This is a genomic window from Burkholderia sp. ZZQ-2 (assembly GCF_050768715.1).
Taxonomy (GTDB): domain Bacteria; phylum Pseudomonadota; class Gammaproteobacteria; order Burkholderiales; family Burkholderiaceae; genus Burkholderia; species Burkholderia cepacia.
On record NZ_LDVA01000263.1, the window covers coordinates 1 to 16,452 of the forward strand.

A 16,452-nucleotide genomic window follows, 5' to 3' on the forward strand; every position below is an offset into this window, starting at 1 on the left:
GAGCAGCGGCCCGACCAGCATCGACAGCGCCATGCCGGCCGGCATGAACGTGCTCCACAGCCCGAACGCGAGATTACGCCGCTCGGGCGGCGTCACGCGATTCAGCACGGCCGGCGCGGCGACCACCACGATCACGAAACCGAGCCCCTCGGCGAAGCGCGTGGCGAGCAGCAGCGCGAAACTGCCGGCCGATGCGCCGGCGACACTCGACAGGCCGAGGATCACCAGGCCCGCGATCAGCATCCGCCGGTCGCCCCAGCGCCGTACCAGCAGCCCGGCCGCGATGCCGCCGAACACGCCGACGAACGGAAACACCGACATGATCCCGCTCAGCGAAGCGAGCGAGCCGCCGAACTCGTGCTGCAGCGACGGCAACGCGATCGTCGCCTTGCCGACGTGCAGCGCGGACACGATGCTCGCCAGCACGACGTTCGCGACGGCGGCCCGGTAGCTGCGCGACGGCAGCGTCGCGGCATCGGCCGCGACAGGCGATTCGGTCATCTCCACCTCCGTTGGAGCGGCCGCGTGCAACGGGGTGCGTCACGCGTCCGCGATCGGACTGGCGCACATGATACAAATTGAAGTTAACTTCAAGTAAAGGGGTATCGCGCGCAACGATCCGTTTCGCCGATCGCGGCAATGGCCCCGCGCGGCGGCGAGCGGCCGCCTGATTTAAGCTGTCGGCTTCGCCCCGACCACGTTGCGCCCGCATGCCGACCGCCTATCCCGCTCCCGACGCTCCGCTTCCGCTCGACGCAGCCTGGTCGACCTTCCCCCGCCGCAAGGCCGCCGTGCGCATCTTCGTCGCCGGCTACTGCGCCGCACGCGACCGGCGCGATGCGCCGCTGCACGACGGCCCGGACGGCCAGGTCGTGCGGTTCGACGCCGGCATGGGGCGGCCTTTCGAGCACTTCGTGATCGAGGGCGCGCCCGCGTATGGCGACGGCCCGTTCACCGTCGGCGCGTGGATCACGCGCTACGGCGCCGCGCCGCTGCCGCCCGCACTGGAAGGCAGGACACGCCAGTTGTCGGACGAGCATTTCATGGCTGCGAACATCGACACGCTGTCCGGCGACGATGCACTCGCGCAGGCGCTCGGATGCCACACGCCGCGCGACATCGAAGCGTTCAATGCGGACGCCCCGTTCCCCCCATTCCAGCCGAATCCGGCCGCGTTCCTGTTCGCGCATCGCCTGGACGGGCAGATCGCCGCCACCGCACGCTACGGATTTGCGTCGGCGCACGATATCGTCGTCGACCGCGTCGCGACGGCAGATGCGTACCGCCGCCGGGGGCTCGCGATGCAGTTGCTCGCCGCGATCGTCGCGCACGCACGGCAGCGCGGCGCACAGCGCGTGTGGCTCGTGTCGACCGAGGCCGGGCTGCCGCTGTACCGCGCCGCCGGATTCACGCGGCTCGCACCGGTCGCCGTGGACGAAATCGTCGCCTGACCGCGCGTCGAACGGCGCCGCGCGTCTCGGGATTCGTCTCATTGCACTGAGACGAACGTCCCAGCGTCTCACCGGCGTGCCGTTCAGCAGTTGCAGCAAATTTCTGCGCATTTCCCCCGTCGAATCGTTTTCTGTCAACGGAACAAGCGAATGGTGCATCGCATCACGCGCGATTCGTTGAATCGCCATCAGGCGTACCCGCTCGAGCTGGCCCCGTTCCTGCATACCGGTCGATCGCGCAATCGCGCAACGGGCGCACCGGCCAATCATGCCGCGTGCCCGACGACAACCTGACGGAGACAGCAACGTGAGTACACCGGCATCGACCACCGCCCCCAGCATGAAGGCCGCCGTCTGGCACGGCCGCCACGACATCCGCGTCGAACAGGTTCCCGTTCCGGCGCGCCCGCCGGCCGGCTGGGTCACGATTCGCGTGCACTGGTGCGGGATCTGCGGCTCCGACCTGCACGAATACGTCGCCGGCCCCGTCTTCATCCCGGTCGACGCGCCACATCCGCTGACGGGCCTGAAGGGCCAGTGCATCCTCGGCCACGAGTTCAGCGGCGAGATCGCCGAGCTCGGCGCGGGCGTGACCGGCTTCGCGGTCGGCGACCGCGTGACGGCCGACGCATGCCAGCATTGCGGCACCTGCTGGTATTGCCGGCACGGGCTGTACAACATCTGCGAGAACCTCGCGTTCACCGGGCTGATGAACAACGGTGCGTTCGCCGAATACGTGAACGTGCCGGCCGAGTTGCTGTACAAGCTGCCCGACGGTTTCCCGACCGAGGCCGGCGCGCTGATCGAGCCGCTCGCGGTCGGGCTGCATGCGGTCAAGAAGGCCGGCAACATCGTCGGGCAGACCGTCGTCGTGGTCGGCGCGGGCACGATCGGCCTGTGCACGATCATGTGCGCGAAGGCCGCGGGCGCCGGGCGCGTGATCGCGCTGGAGATGTCGGCCGCGCGCAAGCAGAAGGCGCTTGAGGTCGGCGCGAGCGTCGTCATCGATCCGAAGACGTCCGACGCGATCGCCGAAGTCAAGGCGCTGACCGACGGCTACGGCGCCGACGTGTCCTTCGAGTGCATCGGGCACACGGCCACGGCGAAGCTCGCGATCGACGTGATCCGCAAGGCCGGCAAGTCGGTGATGGTCGGCATCTTCGAGGAGCCGGCACCGTTCAACTTCTTCGACATCGTGTCGACCGAAAAGGAAGTGATCGGCTCGCTCGCGTACAACGGCGAGTTCGCAGACGTGATCCGCTTCATCGCGGACGGCCGCATCGACGTGCAGCCGCTCATCACCGGGCGCATCGCGCTCGGCGACATCGTCTCGCACGGCTTCGAGGAACTGGTCAATCACAAGGACCGTAATGTGAAGATCATCGTTCGGCCCGCCGTCGCCTGACCGCTCGCGCGGCCGCGGCACCGATTCGCGCCGCGGCACGCCTGCTGCAGCATCGTCCTGAAGCGTCGCCCGTACACGGGCGGCGCACCTGCCTGCCATTCCCGTCCAGCCCCCTCTTTGCCGCCGTCGTCCGAAGCGGACTTGATGCCGCACTTCACGACAGACGCGCGGATCAAGAATATTCGTAATCCAAACCATCTGCCGTAGCGCGCCACGGGTTCGATACGCGATCAGGGTTTCTCCGGATCAAGCGCGATTCGCCCGATGTCGACAGGGCACTGACGCAAGGCGATCCTGTGCAACGCGAGATCCGGCCTCCCGGCCGGGATCGCGGCCGCCCCGTGAAGGTGGCCGCCCCCCCACAAAACCTTACGGCGTCACGGCGCCGACAGGCCGAGAATACGGGCCCACCCGGGACAGCTTGCAAACATGGTGTGTCATGAATCGTTCATTCTCGTTTAGCCGGGACCACGCATACAACATTCGATCGCTGACGATCCTGCAGAAGACGCATATCGGCTTCGCGCTCGTCACCACGCTGCTGGCCTTGCTCTGCGGCACCATCATCTGGGGGAGTTTCCGGCAATACAGGCAGGAAAACGCCGACCTGCAGAGCTTCGAATTCGTCCGCGGCGCGATGAGCGCCGCCAACGTGATCTCGGCCGAACGCGGCCCGACGAACGACCTGCTGGTACGCCTGCAGGACGACGGCGCCGCCGAGATCCGCAACCTGCTCGCCGCGCGCGCGCGTTCCGACAACGCGCTCGAACGTTTTCGCGCCGGCATCGCGCAGGCGGCCGTGCTCGACGACCGCGAGCGCGGCAACCTGCTGCATGCACTCGACTCCGTCCGGATGACGCTTGCCGATGCGCGTGCCGAAGTCGATGCGCTCGACGCGCGGCCGCTCGCGTCACGCAGCGTTCACGATATCCAGCACGCGCAGGCGCGCCTGTTCCGGATTGTCGACACGCTGTCGCTGCTGATCGACGGCGCGATGACCGACACGGCGATGCGCGACCCGCGCACGTCCGGTGCGATCCTGCTCGCGCGGCTCCTCGGCGATCTCCGGGAATACGCGGGGCGCACGGGTTCGCTGCTGATCGCGCCGATGTTCGCGCGGCAAGCGCTCGATCGCGCGCAGCTCGCGGACATCATGCGGATGCGCGGCCGCATCGAGCAATTGCGTGCGCTGATCGACGGCGCGATCGGCACGCAGCTCGACGCCCCCGACGTCGCACGCGAATATGCGCAGCTCAACGCGGCCTTCGACGCGAACATCCTGCCGCTCGTCGACGCGACCGTCGCCGGCGGCCGGGACGGCGCGTATGCCATGAGCGCCGCCGATTTTTCCCGCGCGATCGTGCCGCATTTCCGGCCGAGCGAGCTGCTGCGCGACCGCGTGATCGACCTTGCCCGGCATCGCGCGATCGGCGACCGGAACGCCGCCCGGATCAGGGTCGGGGTGTCGGCGTTCGCCACGACGCTGTGCATCGCGATCCTGGCCTCGCTCGCGCGCGGCATGCAGCGGCTGCTGTCGAAGCCGCTCGATGTGCTCGGCCGCCGGATCGTCGCGCTCAGCGAAGGCGATACATCGCACGTCGCGTTGCCGCGCGGCGTCGGGCCCGAGATCGCGCGGATCCACGCGTCGCTGGAAACGTTGCGCAACGCGACCGTCCGCCGCGACATGCTCGAGCGCCAGCGCAACGACATGCTGACGCTGTTTTCGCACGACATGCGCGCCCCGCTGACATCGCTGATCATCCTGATCGACACGCAGGCGCAGCGGGCGGGCGACGCGCAGATGAAGCAGCAGTTCGCGAGAATCGCCAGGCTGGCGCGGCACACGCTGGCGATGGCCGACGGTTTCGCGCAGCTGTCGCGTGCGGAGGCGAGCGAATACGAACGCGTGCCGGTCAACCTCGCCGACCTGATGAACGAGGCACGCGATGCGGTGTGGCCGCTCGCGCACCGGAAATCCATGTCGATCGACGACGTGCCGCGGCGCGACGACACGATCGTGCCGGGCGACCCGGCGCTGCTGTCGCGCGCGCTGATCAACCTGCTGGACAACGCCGTCAAGTACAGCGCGCCGCTGACGAGCGTCGAATGCAAGGTCGAGCCGGGCGCCGACGGCAAGACCGTTCGCTGCACGATCCGCGACAGCGGGTGCGGAATCAGCAGCGCGGACCAGACGCGGCTGTTCGAGCGCTACCGGCGCTTCCGCACCGCCGGCCAGCCGGAAACCAGCGGCGTCGGGCTCGGCATGGCGTTCGTCAAGGCCGTCGTCGAACGGCACGGAGGCCACATCCACGTGCACAGCGTCGTGCTGCAGGGCACCACCATCACGATCACGCTGCCGGCCGCGGCGGCGCCGTGACGATGGTGCCGCCGCGGCCGGCGGAAAGCGGCCGAAGCCGTGCCGCAACCCCGCGCGATTCTTCGATATACTGGACCGAACCCTTTTCGGGGCAACCGGTGGCCACCACACCCATTGCGCGTTCGCCCCAACCTGCGTGGAATTGCTCACCGTGAAACCGCGAGCCGGACTCATTCTCGAACTCTTCGTCAACCTGGTGCTGCCCTGGGTTGCCTACCGGGCCGCGCAGCCGTATTTCGGCGAAACCGGCGCGCTGTACGCGTCGGCGGTCCCGCCGGTCATCTGGTCGATCGTCGAATTCATTCGCTCGCGCCGCGTCGATGCAGTGGCGGCCATCGTGCTGCTCGGCATCGCGCTGTCGATCATCGGGATGGCGTTCGGCGGCAGCGCACGCACGCTGCTGATGCGCGAATCGCTCGCGTCGGGCACGATCGGCGTCGTGTTCCTGCTGTCGCTGTTCCGCGAACGCCCGCTGATCTTCTATCTCGCGCGCGCCACCATCGCCCGCGAGATGAATGGCGGTGCCGCGCATTTCGAAGCGGTCTGGAACGCGCAGCCGGGGCTGCGGCAGATGCTCCGGCGCATGACCTTCGTCTGGGGCGGGTTCATGACGCTGGAAATGCTGCTGCGCTGCTGGATGGTCGTGACCTGGCCGGTCGAACGCGTGCTGGTCGTGTCGCCGATCATCGGCTATACCGTGTTCGGCTGTCTGCTGACGTGGACGTTCTGGTACCGGCGGCGGATGCGCGTGCGCAACAGCGTCCACATCCCGGGCCGCGACGGCGTCACCGAAACCGCCGGCCGCTGACGGCTCCCGGCCGGCATGACCGGAAGGCTGCTGTATGATGCGCGGCGTCTCGTCCGACGAATGCCGCTCCTGTCATGTCCCTCTCGCTCCTTCCATCCGCCACGATCTGGCTCGCCCTGTTCGCGGCCGCCGCGTTTGCGTGGCATCGCCCGCAGCACGGGCTGAGCGTCGGCCTTGCCGCGCTCGCTTACGCGTGCGCGCTGGCGTTCGGCAAGCTCGCGCCGCTCGCGCTGGCGCCGCTCGCGTTGCTGGCCGCGGCCGCCTGGGGCGTGATGCCCGGGCGCCCGCGCGCGGTGCGCATCGCCGCGCACGCCGTCTTCACCGCACTCGCGATCGCGCTCAGCCTGCACCTGATTCCCGGCTTCCACAATCCCCTCGTGATCGCCCCGACGCGCTTCACGCCGGATGCCGTCCCGTTCACGATGTACCTGAACCTGGACAAGCCGCTCGTCGGCCTGTGGCTGGTGTGGGTACTGCCGTGGGTCGCCCCGGACGTCCCGCTGTCGCGCGCGCTGCGCACCGGCGCGGTGGCGGCCGTCGCCACGGCGGCCGCGTGCCTGGCCGGCGCGCTCGCGTTCGGCATGGTCGGCTGGGCGCCCAAGTGGCCGGCGTCGGGCTGGCTGTGGCTCGTCAATAACCTGCTGCTCGTGACGCTCGCCGAGGAGGCGCTGTTCCGCGGCTACGTGCAGGGCGGGCTGACGCGCGCGTTCGGTGCGTTCGCGTGGGGGCCATGGGTCGCGCTGGCGATCGGCGCGGTGCTGTTCGGCGCCGCGCATGCGGCCGGCGGCTGGTCATGGATCGTGCTCGGCACGGTGGCCGGCGTCGGCTACGGCCTCGCATGGCGGCGCGGCGGACTGCTCGCGTCCGCGCTCGCGCATGCGGGGCTCAACGTCGTCCACTTCGGACTGTTCACCTACCCGATGCTCGCCGCCGCGCGCTGACGGCCGCGCGGCGCCGCTCAGTCGAACCCGGCGACCGCGTGCGGCACGTACGGGCGTTCGAGCGTGGCGATCTCGTCGTCGGTCAGCTTCAGCTCGAGCGCGGCCAGTGCGTCGTCCAGTTGCCGCGGCTTCGAAATACCGACGATCGGCGCGGTGACCCCGGCCTTCTGCGCGACCCACGCGAGCGCCACCTGCGCACGCGGCACGTTTCGTGCGGCCGCGATCGTCGCAACGGCGTCGACGACCGCCCTGTCCGACTCCGCCGTCGCGTCGTAAAGCCGCTGGCCGACCGCGTCGCTCTGCTGCCGCTCGGTCGACTCGTCCCAGTTGCGCGTCAGGCGGCCGCGCGCGAGCGGGCTCCATGGAATCACCGCGATCCCCTCGTCTGCGCACAGCGGCAGCATTTCCCGCTCTTCTTCCCGATACAGCAGGTTCAGGTGGTTCTGCATGCTGACGAAGCGGGTCCAGCCGTGCTGCTTCGACGTATGCAGCGCCTTCGCGAATTGCCACGCGGACATCGACGACGCGCCGATATAACGCGCCTTGCCGGCCTTCACGACGTCGTGCAGCGCCTCGAGTGTCTCCTCGATCGGCGTACCGTAATCCCAGCGGTGAATCTGGTAGAGATCGACGTAATCGGTGCCGAGCCGCTTCAGGCTCTGGTCGATGTCGGTCATGATCGCCTTGCGCGACAACCCCGCGCCGTTCGGCCCCGGCCGCATCCGGTAGAACACCTTGGTCGCGATCACGATCTCGTCGCGTTTCGCGAAATCGCGCAGCGCGCGGCCGACGATCTCCTCCGACGTGCCGTCCGAATAGATGTTCGCGGTATCGAAGAAGTTGATGCCGGCTTCGACCGCCCGCTGGATGATCGGGCGGCTCTCCGCTTCCGGCAGCGTCCACGGGTGCGAGCCGCGCGACGGTTCGCCGAACGTCATGCAACCCAGCACCAGGCTGGACACTTCCAGCCCTGTCGATCCGAATTTCACGTATTCCATTGCACGCCTCGCCATTGAAGTTGAGCTGACGGCCGGATGCGCGCCGCGCATCGGCCGGACCGTCGCATGGTATCCCGGGCGGCAAAAAGACGTGCGGCGGCGTCGCATCGGACGAAGGGACGTGCGCCGCGGCGCGGGCCGCTTACTTGGCCTGGTCGGCGATCGGCTGCAGGAACGCGGAAAAGCCGGTCAGCATGATCTGCACGCCGATGCACAGCAGCAGGAACGCCGACACGCGCTTCGCGACCTTCGTGCCTTCGCTGCCGAGGTAGCGCGACAGCAGCGCGGAGCGGCTGTAGACCTGCCAGATCACGACCGCGACCAGCACGGACACGGCGATCGACACGATGCTCGACAGCATGAACTCCGACAGCTTGTGCGTGCGGTTCGCGTTCAGCGCGATCGCGGTCGCGATCGAGCCGGGGCCGACCGTCAGCGGCACGGTCAGCGGGAAGAACGCGCGCGTCATGATCGCGTTCGCGTCGATCGGCTTGACCGGCGTGTCGCCGCCGCCCGGCCCGTCGGGTTCGTTCAGCATCTGCCAGCCGGCCACGGCAACCGCGAAGCCGCCGCCGATCCGCAGCGCTTCCATCGAAATCCCGAAGAAATGCAGCACCGGCGTGCCGGCGAAAAACGCGACCAGCAGCACGATGAACGAGTTGAACGCGACCTTCCGGGCGAGCAGGTCCCGCTCGTGTTCGGTGAGCGCCTCGGTCCGTTCGAGAAACAGGAACGCGATGCCGATCGGGTTGATGATGCCGATCAGGCCGGTGAAGCCGAACAGGATCTCGGAGATAAGGCGGTTGACGATCATCGGATGAAGAATCGGTCGGGGCTGGGCCGGCGGGGCGCCGGGGGTCACGCATTGTAGAGCAAGCGCCCGCGGCGCAAAATGCGGGCTCGCCCGTTGCGCCGCCGATCGTCTCCGCTTGCGCTTATTCGGCGCCCGCCTCCCATGCCGGCGGCCGCTTCGCGAAGAACGCGGCGAAGCCTTCCTTCGCTTCCGGCGTCGCCCGCACGCGGGAGATCGTCTGCGCGGTGAACGCCGCGCGCTCGTCGGACGACGGATACTCGCCGATCGTGTCGAAGAAGCGCTTGATCTCCATCAGCGCGTTCGGGCCGTTCCGGCCGAGTTCGGCGAGCGTCCGGTCGAGCGCTTCGTCGAGCGACTCGAGCGGCACGGCCTGGTGGATCAGGCCGATCGCGACCGCCTCGCCGGCGGCGAGCTGCGTCGCGGTGAGCGCGAGCCGCCGCGCCTGGCGCTGGCCGACCGCCTCGACCAGATACGGCCCGATCACGGCCGGCAGGATCCCGAAGCGTGCCTCGCTGACCGAGAAGCGTGCGTGATCGCTCGCAATCACGATGTCGCACGCCGCGCACAGGCCGACGCCGCCGCCGAACGCGTGACCTTGCACGCGCGCCACCGTCGGCTTCGGGCATTGCCGGATCGCGCGCATCATCGCGGCGAACCGCTCCGCATCGCGCAGGTTCGCGGCCGCGTCGTTCGCGCTCGCGCGCTGCATCCACTGCAGGTCGGCGCCGGCGCAGAACGCACGGCCGTCCGAACGCAGCACGATCGCGCGCACGTCGTCGCGTGAGCCGAGCGTGGTGAACGCGCCGGTCAGTTCGGCGATCATCGTCTCGTCGAACGCGTTGAGCACGTCGCCGCGCTGCAACGCGACGGTTGCGATGCCGCGCGCATCGACCGTGACGGCCAGGGTCTTCAATCCATCCATCGAACAGGTTTCCTCGGGTAGAACGGCAAACATCGGAATTACGCGGCCTGGCGGCGGTCGATCACGCGCCGGGCCTTGCCGGTCGCGGTCGCGGGAATGCCGCCCGCCGCCAGCACCGTCACGCCGGACGACACGCCGATCATCGTCTTGATCCGGTGCTGCAGCTCGCGCGCGAGCGCCGCGCGATCGCTTTCGGTGACGGACGCGGCCGCTTCGGAGCGCAGTTCGACCGCGAGGTCGAGCCGGTCCATGTGACCGTCGCGCGACAGCGTGATCTGGAACTGGCCCGACAGCTGCGGCAGCGCGACGACGATCTCCTCGATCTGGCTCGGGAACACGTTCACGCCGCGCACGATCAGCATGTCGTCGGAGCGGCCGGTGATCTTCGCGAGACGGCGCATCGCGCGCGCGGTCGGCGGCAGCAGCGCAGTGAGGTCGCGCGTGCGGTAGCGGATCACCGGCATCGCTTCCTTCGTCAGCGACGTGAACACGAGCTCGCCCTGGCTGCCGTCGGGCAGCACTTCGCCCGTGACGGGATCGATGATCTCCGGATAGAAATGGTCTTCCCAGATTACCGGGCCGTCCTTCGTCTCGACGCATTCGCACGCGACGCCCGGGCCCATCACTTCCGACAGCCCGTAGATGTCCAGCGCGTCGATGCCCACGCGCGTCTCCACTTCCTCGCGCAGCGCCTGCGTCCACGGCTCGGCGCCAAAGATGCCGATCTTCAGCGACGACTCGGCCGGGTCCATCCCCTGCCGCACCATCTCGTCGATCAGGTTCAGCATGTACGACGGCGTGACGAGGATGATCTTCGGCTCGAAGTCGCGGATCAGTTGCACCTGCTTCTCGGTCTGCCCGCCCGACATCGGCACGACCATGCAGCCGAGCCGTTCCGCACCATAGTGAATCCCGAGGCCGCCCGTGAAGAGGCCATAGCCGAACGCGTTGTGCAGCGTGTCGCCCGGGCGGCCGCCGGCCGCGCGGATCGAGCGCGCGGTCACGTTCGCCCAGGTATCGATGTCGCGCGCGGTGTAGCCGACCACCGTCGGCTTGCCCGTCGTGCCGCTCGACGCGTGCACGCGCACGACCTGCTCGCGCGGCACCGCGAACAGCCCGAACGGATAGTTGTCGCGCAAATCGTTCTTGGTCGAGAACGGAAACTTCGCGAGATCGGCGAGCGACTTCAGGTCGTCCGGGTGCACGCCGGCCGCATCGAACGTGCGGCGATAGTGCGGGACGTTGTCGTACGCGTGGCGCAGCGACCACTTCATGCGCTCGAGCTGCAGTGCCTGCAGTTCGTCGCGGCTGGCGGTCTCGATCGGCTCGAGGGCGGCGGCGGGATGCGTCGGGTGGGTCATCGGGGTGCTCCTCCAATGGAGTGATGTCGTTATCGTGTTCGAGGTGACGAAGCCGGCGTTACGACCGGAACGTGCGGCCGGCCGCATTCAGTGCGGCGATGCGCGGCGACACGCGATAGCGGTCCTCGCCGTAGCTCGCCGCCAGGTTCGACAGCACGCGAAACACGCGGCCGATGCCGATCGCATCGGCCCACGCGAGCGGGCCGCACGGGTAGTTCACGCCCTTCTCCATCGCGAGATCGAGATCGGCGGGCGAGCACACGCCCTGGTTCACCGTGTCGGCCGCCTCGTTCGCGAGCATCGCAACGGTGCGCATCGCGACCATGCCCGGCACGTCCGCGATGCCGACGACGCGAAAACCCGCCTGCTGGAACAGGCCGACCGCGTCCGCATAGGCCGCGTCGCTGCACTGGAGCGCACGCGTCAGCGCGACGAGCCCGGCCTGCGTGTAATCGCGCGCCAGGTCGACCAGCACGAGATCGGCCACGCCCGTCTGCGCGGCGCGCGCGGTCGCGGTGCGGCCGTCGGTCAGCGCGATCGACGCGCAGCCGGCCGTCGCGAGCAGGTCGTCGGCATGCGCGCCGGCCTGCCGGGCGCCCGCGATGCGTTCGGTGAAGCGCGTATGCAGCGCGGCGGCCGGGCCGTCCTGCGCAAACAGTGCGACGTCGGCCGGCGCGGCGCGCGGGGCTTCGAGATCGGGCGCGGGCGGCGTCGCGCCGTCCGCATACGAGTAGAAACCGCGCCCCGACTTGCGCCCGAGGAAACCCGCGTTCACGAGTTCCTGCTGGATCAGCGACGGCGTGTAGCGCGGGTCGTTGAAGTACGCGCGGAACACCGATTCGGTCACCGCGAAGTTCACGTCGTGACCGATCAGGTCCATCAGCTCGAACGGCCCCATCCGGAAGCCGCCGGCCTCGCGCATCACCGCGTCGATCGACGCCGGCGCACCACCCTGTTCGTTCAGCACGCGCAGCGCCTCCGCGTAATACGGCCGCGCGACGCGGTTCACGATGAAGCCCGGCGTCGATTTGGCCATCACGGGCTGCTTGCCCCACGCGGCGGCGGTCGCAACCAGCACCTGTGCGACTTCGGGCGCGGTCGCGAGCCCGCTGACCACCTCGACGAGCGCCATCAACGGCGCCGGGTTGAAGAAATGCAGGCCGGCGACGCGCTGCGGCGCGCGCAGCCCGGCCGCGATGGACGTAATCGAAATCGACGACGTGTTGGTCGCCAGCAGGCACGCGTCGTCGACATGGCGCTCGAGCGTCGCGAAGATCTCGCGCTTCACGTCGAGCCGCTCGGCGGCCGCCTCGACGATCAGCGCGGCACCCGCGAAATCGGCCAGCGCACGCACCGCGCGGAGCCGGCTGCCTGCCGCATCGGCCTGTGCCGGTTCGAGCCGCCCCTTCTCCGCGAGCCGCGCGAACTGCGCGCGGATGCCGGCCAGTGCCTTGTCGCAAGCGGCTTCGTTCAGGTCGTACAGCAGCACCGTATGGCCGGCCGCCGCCGCGACCTGCGCAATGCCCGCGCCCATCGCGCCGGCGCCGATCACGCCGACGACTGCCGACGGCGCCAGCGCGCCCGGGTTCACCGAATGTGCAGAAGAAACAGCCATCGCTTGCGATCCGTCATGAAGTGGAAGTGCGAGCGATTATAAACCGACCGGTCGGTAGATTTATGTCAGGGCGTGCCCGAATTTGTCGTGCAAGAGACCGTTACGGAAACTGCAAAGACAAAAAATTCGAACGTTCGGGGCACTTTTTGCAAACCGAAAGGTCAATGAAAGCGTTCGAATATGAGATAGCGACCCCCGAACGCCTGATAAAATCCGGCAAACCACCGGATTTCAGGGGGAAACCGCGTGTCACGCCGCCACTGCCGTCCATTGCCGGCCGCCCTTCCGGGGTCGGAACCGAGCCTCCGGCACGCGCGTCGTCTCACGCGCCCGCCTCGCGGTTTGCGGCGGGCGCATCGAATCGTTTCATCCCGCGACGGGCTCCGGCCCGCCCGCGCCCCTCGCTGCCTCGCGGCGGCGAACCCAGGGCAACACCGTTGCGTGCTGCCATCTTTCGGTTTCATCATCCTCGTTCGGCGGATAGTACGGCCGGGCTTCGTCAACCCGTGACGGCGCGTCGCGCGCCGCCACTCGCATAAGGAAACCCTCCATGCCGCTCTCGTCCAACCAGCTCCCGCGCTGGACCCTCGTGGCCCCGCTTGCCGCATGGCTGGTCCTCGCGCTGTCGCGCGTCGTGCCGGCCGAAGGCCTCGTCATCGCGGTGTTCGCCGCCGCACTCGCCGGCGCCGTGTTCGCCGCCGTCCACCACGCCGAAGTCGTCGCCCATCGGGTCGGCGAACCGTTCGGCACGCTCGTGCTCGCAGTCGCCGTGACCGTCATCGAAGTCGCGCTGATCGTGTCGGTGATGCTCGGCGCCGGCCCCGAGAAATCGGGCCTCGCACGCGACACCGTGTTCGCCGCCGTGATGATCATCTGCAACGGTATCGTCGGCATCTGCCTGCTGGTCGGCGCATGGAAGCACGGCGAGCAGGACTTCCAGGGGCGCGGCGCGAGCAAGGCGCTCGCGGTGCTGGCTTCCCTGTCCGTGCTGTCGCTCGTGATGCCGAACTACCTGAACGCCGCACCGGGCCCGTTCTTTTCGAAATCGCAGCTCGCGTTCGCCGGCGTGTCGTCGCTCGTGCTGTACGGCGCATTCGTGTTCGTGCAGACCGTGCGTCACCGCGACTACTTCCTCACCGCGCACGACAGCGCGAACGAATCGGTTCACGCGGCGCCGCCGAGCAGCCGCACCGCGCTGATCAGCCTGCTGCTGCTGTTCGCGAGCCTCGTCGCGGTCGTGCTGCTCGCGAAGCTGCTGTCGCCGGCCGTCGAGCATGCCGTATTGCGGCTCGGTGCGCCCGAAGCCGCGGTCGGTATCGTGATCGCCGCGCTCGTGCTGCTGCCGGAAGGGCTCGCGGCCGTCACCGCCGCACGCGCGAATCGCCTGCAGACCAGCATGAACCTTGCGCTCGGGTCGGCGCTCGCGAGTATCGGGCTCACGATCCCGACCGTCGCGGCCGTGTTCATCTGGGTCGGCCAGCCGCTCACGCTCGGCATCGGCCCGATGGAAACCGTGCTGCTGGCACTGACGCTGCTCGTCAGCACGCTGACGCTCAGCCAGGGCCGCACGACGGTGCTGCACGGCGTCGTGCACCTGTCGCTGTTCGCCGCCTACCTGTTCCTGTCGATCACCCACTGACGCCCACCTGCGCGCGGCCCGGCGAATCACCTCCGCCGGGCCGCGCGCCGTCCTTCACGTCCCTTCCTTTTCGTTCACTTCACGCCGCCGTCAGCGCACCGGAATCACCAGACGCTGGCCCGCCAGGATCAGGTTCGGGTTCGCGAGGTTGTTGCGGCGTTGAATCTCGCGATAGCGCTGGCCGCTGCCGAGCTTGCTCGCCGCGATCATGTTCAGCGTGTCGCCCGCCTTCACCACGTACGTGTGTTCGCCCGACGCGGCCGCGGTCGTCACCGCCTGGTCGCTGACGAAATACTTGCGCAGCAGCTCGAGATACTGCGGCGACTGCTTGAGCTTCGCGATCGCGGCGTTCAGGTAGATCAGCAGATCCTGGTCATCCGCGCGCACGCCGATCTTGTACGCGATGTTCGAGCCGTCGAGCTTGGTCACCGCGAATTTCAGGTCGGTGCCCTTGATCGAGCTGACCGCGAACGGATAGTCGTAGATGAACGCATCGACCGTGTGGCCGTCGATGCTCTTCGCGATGAACGCCGGATCGGAATCGTCGACTTCGACGAACTTCACGTTCGGATACTGGCGCGTGACGAACGCACGCACGTCCGGGTCGCCCTTCAGGATGCCGACCGTCTTGCCCGTGAGATCGTCGATCGAGCGGATGGCGGAGCCTTGCCGCACGATCAGCGAATAGCCGAAATCGTCGACGTACGGCACCGAATAGACGACGCCTGCCGGCGTGTTGTCCGGGAACGTCAGCCCGTCCATCGCCACGTCGACCACGTGGTTTCCCTTCGCGTCCGTATCGAGCAGTTGTTTCGGCACGCCGGGGTACGTGTCGACCTCGTGGCGCGTATCGACGACGACCGGCTTGCCCCCGTGCGAGAACGACGGGTCCGCGAACAGCAGCCGCGCGAACTCGACGTTGAAGCCGTGCGGCGAGCCCTTGTCCTCGCCGAAGAACGGTTCGCTCGGGTTCTGCACCGAGATCCGCACGATGCCGTTTTCGGCGATCGATTTCAGCGTGCTGGCCTGCGGCGTGAAACCGGCCGGCAGCACGCTGGCCGACGGCGGCGTCTGCGCCGACTGGCCGCTGTCGCCGTTTTGCGCGGATGTCGAGGCCGGGGCCGCGTCATGCGCGGGAATCAGCGTCGACAGGCCGCCCTGATGAACGATCCATACGCCGACGAGCACTACCAGAAACGCGATGGCGCCAAGCAGTTTTTTCATGGTTGCGTGCCTGCAGGAAGTTATTGTTGTTTCGACGGCAGCTGCGCGGGGTTCGCCGCGTCGAGCCCGGGCGCGTGCGGGGCATTCGCCACCGCCTGCTGCTGCGCCTGCTTGACCTCGGGGTTATCCATCAGCGACGTCTCCATTTCGGAGAACGCCTTGTTGACCGAGCGCATCACCGAATCGACGGCCACGTCGGTCTTGATCTGCTCGAACGTGTCGGACGCCTGCCGGCCCGCGAGCTTGTTCATCTGCTGCGCCGCCTGCGACATGTCCCACATCGCCTTCGCGCGGTCGATCGCCGACGCGAAGTTCTTCAGCTCGGCCTGCACCTGCTTGTAGCGCCCCTCGCGGAACGAGAGCAGTTGCTTCATCGTGTCGAGCTGCTGCCTGAAGCGCGGCGCGTCGTCCGGATACTGCTTCTCGAACAGTTCCGTCTTGTTCTCGAAGTTCTTCACCTCGGTACGGAACGCGGTGATGCTGTCCGCGAATTTCTGTGCCGCCTGGCGCTTTTCCGCGAGCTGGTTGATCAGCGTCTCGATCGGATTCGCCTGCGCCTCCTCGACGATCATCTTCACCTTCTGGTTCGCGAACTTCATCGCGATGACCGGCGCCAAGTAGATCGCGCCGAGACCGATCACGCCCGCCGTGACCAGCGCGATCACTCCCTTCAGGATGAACAGCGCGGCCGGTGCCGCGATCGCGACGCCGGCGATGATGATCGCCCACTTGACCAGCTTGACCTTGCCACTCCCCGAACTGCCGTTTGCTTCTTCATTCGAAAGCTGCGACATGAGTTTTTCTCCTTGAACCTCGAACCGAACTGCTTGCGTGTGCTCTTTCAAGCTCAATCGAAATGCTTCGGACTTCGGTGCCGCCGGGCAGCCAGGTAAAGCC

The 16,452-nt window shown here is 68.1% G+C and carries 14 protein-coding genes; 6 read left to right on the plus strand and 8 right to left on the minus strand.

From position 1 onward, the window contains the following. A partial coding sequence (locus ABY44_RS19475; RefSeq protein WP_431641616.1) for an MFS transporter occupies nt 1-501 on the minus strand: 501 nt, incomplete at its 3' end. A 209-nt stretch (nt 502-710) separates the two neighbouring features. On the opposite strand from ABY44_RS19475, the gene ABY44_RS19480 reads away from it, so the two are divergent. The 5 genes from ABY44_RS19480 (at nt 711) to ABY44_RS19500 (ending at nt 6,982) form a co-directional block, all read left to right on the plus strand. Further along, complete coding sequence (locus ABY44_RS19480) at nt 711-1,451, plus strand: GNAT family N-acetyltransferase (RefSeq protein WP_060170583.1); 741 nt, start codon at nt 711-713, stop codon at nt 1,449-1,451. Nucleotides 1,452-1,791: 340 nt separating this feature from the next. Beyond that, a complete protein-coding gene (locus ABY44_RS19485; protein WP_042978224.1) occupies nt 1,792-2,856 on the plus strand; it encodes a 2,3-butanediol dehydrogenase in 1,065 nt (354 codons plus the stop codon). 439 nt (nt 2,857-3,295) lie between these two features. After that, on the plus strand, nt 3,296-5,233 hold the full coding sequence (locus ABY44_RS19490; RefSeq protein ID WP_060170581.1) for a sensor histidine kinase: 1,938 nt from the start codon (nt 3,296-3,298) through the stop codon (nt 5,231-5,233). 151 nt (nt 5,234-5,384) lie between these two features. Beyond that, nucleotides 5,385-6,041 (plus strand): VC0807 family protein, encoded by a 657-nt coding sequence (locus ABY44_RS19495; protein ID WP_060171226.1) that lies wholly within the window; start codon nt 5,385-5,387, stop codon nt 6,039-6,041. 74 nt (nt 6,042-6,115) lie between these two features. Continuing rightward, complete coding sequence (locus ABY44_RS19500; protein ID WP_060170579.1) at nt 6,116-6,982, plus strand: CPBP family intramembrane glutamic endopeptidase; 867 nt, start codon at nt 6,116-6,118, stop codon at nt 6,980-6,982. A 17-nt stretch (nt 6,983-6,999) separates the two neighbouring features. On the opposite strand, the gene ABY44_RS19505 is transcribed toward ABY44_RS19500, so the two are convergent. From ABY44_RS19505 to ABY44_RS19525, 5 genes are all read right to left on the minus strand, one after another. Further along, the gene (locus ABY44_RS19505; protein WP_027791832.1) at nt 7,000-7,980 is read right to left on the minus strand and encodes an aldo/keto reductase; all 981 of its coding nucleotides are present in this window, start codon (nt 7,978-7,980) and stop codon (nt 7,000-7,002) included. Between the two features lie 142 nt (nt 7,981-8,122). Next, the gene (locus ABY44_RS19510; protein WP_021162011.1) at nt 8,123-8,794 is read right to left on the minus strand and encodes a MarC family protein; all 672 of its coding nucleotides are present in this window, start codon (nt 8,792-8,794) and stop codon (nt 8,123-8,125) included. A 121-nt stretch (nt 8,795-8,915) separates the two neighbouring features. Beyond that, entirely contained in the window at nt 8,916-9,716 is an 801-nt protein-coding gene (locus tag ABY44_RS19515; RefSeq protein ID WP_059697388.1) for an enoyl-CoA hydratase-related protein, read from the minus strand. Between the two features lie 38 nt (nt 9,717-9,754). Beyond that, nucleotides 9,755-11,077 (minus strand): phenylacetate--CoA ligase PaaK, encoded by a 1,323-nt coding sequence (gene paaK, locus ABY44_RS19520; protein WP_060170577.1) that lies wholly within the window; start codon nt 11,075-11,077, stop codon nt 9,755-9,757. 58 nt (nt 11,078-11,135) lie between these two features. Beyond that, complete coding sequence (locus ABY44_RS19525) at nt 11,136-12,692, minus strand: 3-hydroxyacyl-CoA dehydrogenase (RefSeq protein WP_060170575.1); 1,557 nt, start codon at nt 12,690-12,692, stop codon at nt 11,136-11,138. 550 nt (nt 12,693-13,242) lie between these two features. On the opposite strand from ABY44_RS19525, the gene ABY44_RS19530 reads away from it, so the two are divergent. After that, complete coding sequence (locus ABY44_RS19530; protein WP_021162015.1) at nt 13,243-14,331, plus strand: calcium:proton antiporter; 1,089 nt, start codon at nt 13,243-13,245, stop codon at nt 14,329-14,331. 90 nt (nt 14,332-14,421) lie between these two features. Here ABY44_RS19530 and ABY44_RS19535 read toward each other — a convergent pair whose 3' ends face one another. Beyond that, nucleotides 14,422-15,555, minus strand: coding sequence for a transporter substrate-binding and LysM peptidoglycan-binding domain-containing protein (locus tag ABY44_RS19535; RefSeq protein WP_060173392.1), 1,134 nt, complete (start codon nt 15,553-15,555; stop codon nt 14,422-14,424). A 20-nt stretch (nt 15,556-15,575) separates the two neighbouring features. Next, nucleotides 15,576-16,349, minus strand: coding sequence for a hypothetical protein (locus ABY44_RS19540; protein WP_059650445.1), 774 nt, complete (start codon nt 16,347-16,349; stop codon nt 15,576-15,578). Nucleotides 16,350-16,452 lie beyond the last annotated feature (103 nt).

Excerpts from the sequence above, each read along its gene's own strand:
- ABY44_RS19510 (WP_021162011.1), bottom strand. The coding sequence starts at position 8,794 with ATGATCGTCAACCGCCTTATCTCCGAGATCCTGTTCGGCTTCACCGGC.
- ABY44_RS19500 (WP_060170579.1), top strand. The coding sequence starts at position 6,116 with ATGTCCCTCTCGCTCCTTCCATCCGCCACGATCTGGCTCGCCCTGTTC.
- ABY44_RS19485 (WP_042978224.1), top strand. The coding sequence starts at position 1,792 with ATGAAGGCCGCCGTCTGGCACGGCCGCCACGACATCCGCGTCGAACAG.
- ABY44_RS19530 (WP_021162015.1), top strand. The coding sequence starts at position 13,243 with ATGCCGCTCTCGTCCAACCAGCTCCCGCGCTGGACCCTCGTGGCCCCG.
- ABY44_RS19490 (WP_060170581.1), top strand. The coding sequence starts at position 3,296 with ATGAATCGTTCATTCTCGTTTAGCCGGGACCACGCATACAACATTCGA.
- paaK (WP_060170577.1), bottom strand. The coding sequence starts at position 11,077 with ATGACCCACCCGACGCATCCCGCCGCCGCCCTCGAGCCGATCGAGACC.
- ABY44_RS19535 (WP_060173392.1), bottom strand. The coding sequence starts at position 15,555 with ATGAAAAAACTGCTTGGCGCCATCGCGTTTCTGGTAGTGCTCGTCGGC.
- ABY44_RS19505 (WP_027791832.1), bottom strand. The coding sequence starts at position 7,980 with ATGGAATACGTGAAATTCGGATCGACAGGGCTGGAAGTGTCCAGCCTG.
- ABY44_RS19525 (WP_060170575.1), bottom strand. The coding sequence starts at position 12,692 with ATGGCTGTTTCTTCTGCACATTCGGTGAACCCGGGCGCGCTGGCGCCG.
- ABY44_RS19540 (WP_059650445.1), bottom strand. The coding sequence starts at position 16,349 with ATGTCGCAGCTTTCGAATGAAGAAGCAAACGGCAGTTCGGGGAGTGGC.
- ABY44_RS19480 (WP_060170583.1), top strand. The coding sequence starts at position 711 with ATGCCGACCGCCTATCCCGCTCCCGACGCTCCGCTTCCGCTCGACGCA.
- ABY44_RS19515 (WP_059697388.1), bottom strand. The coding sequence starts at position 9,716 with ATGGATGGATTGAAGACCCTGGCCGTCACGGTCGATGCGCGCGGCATC.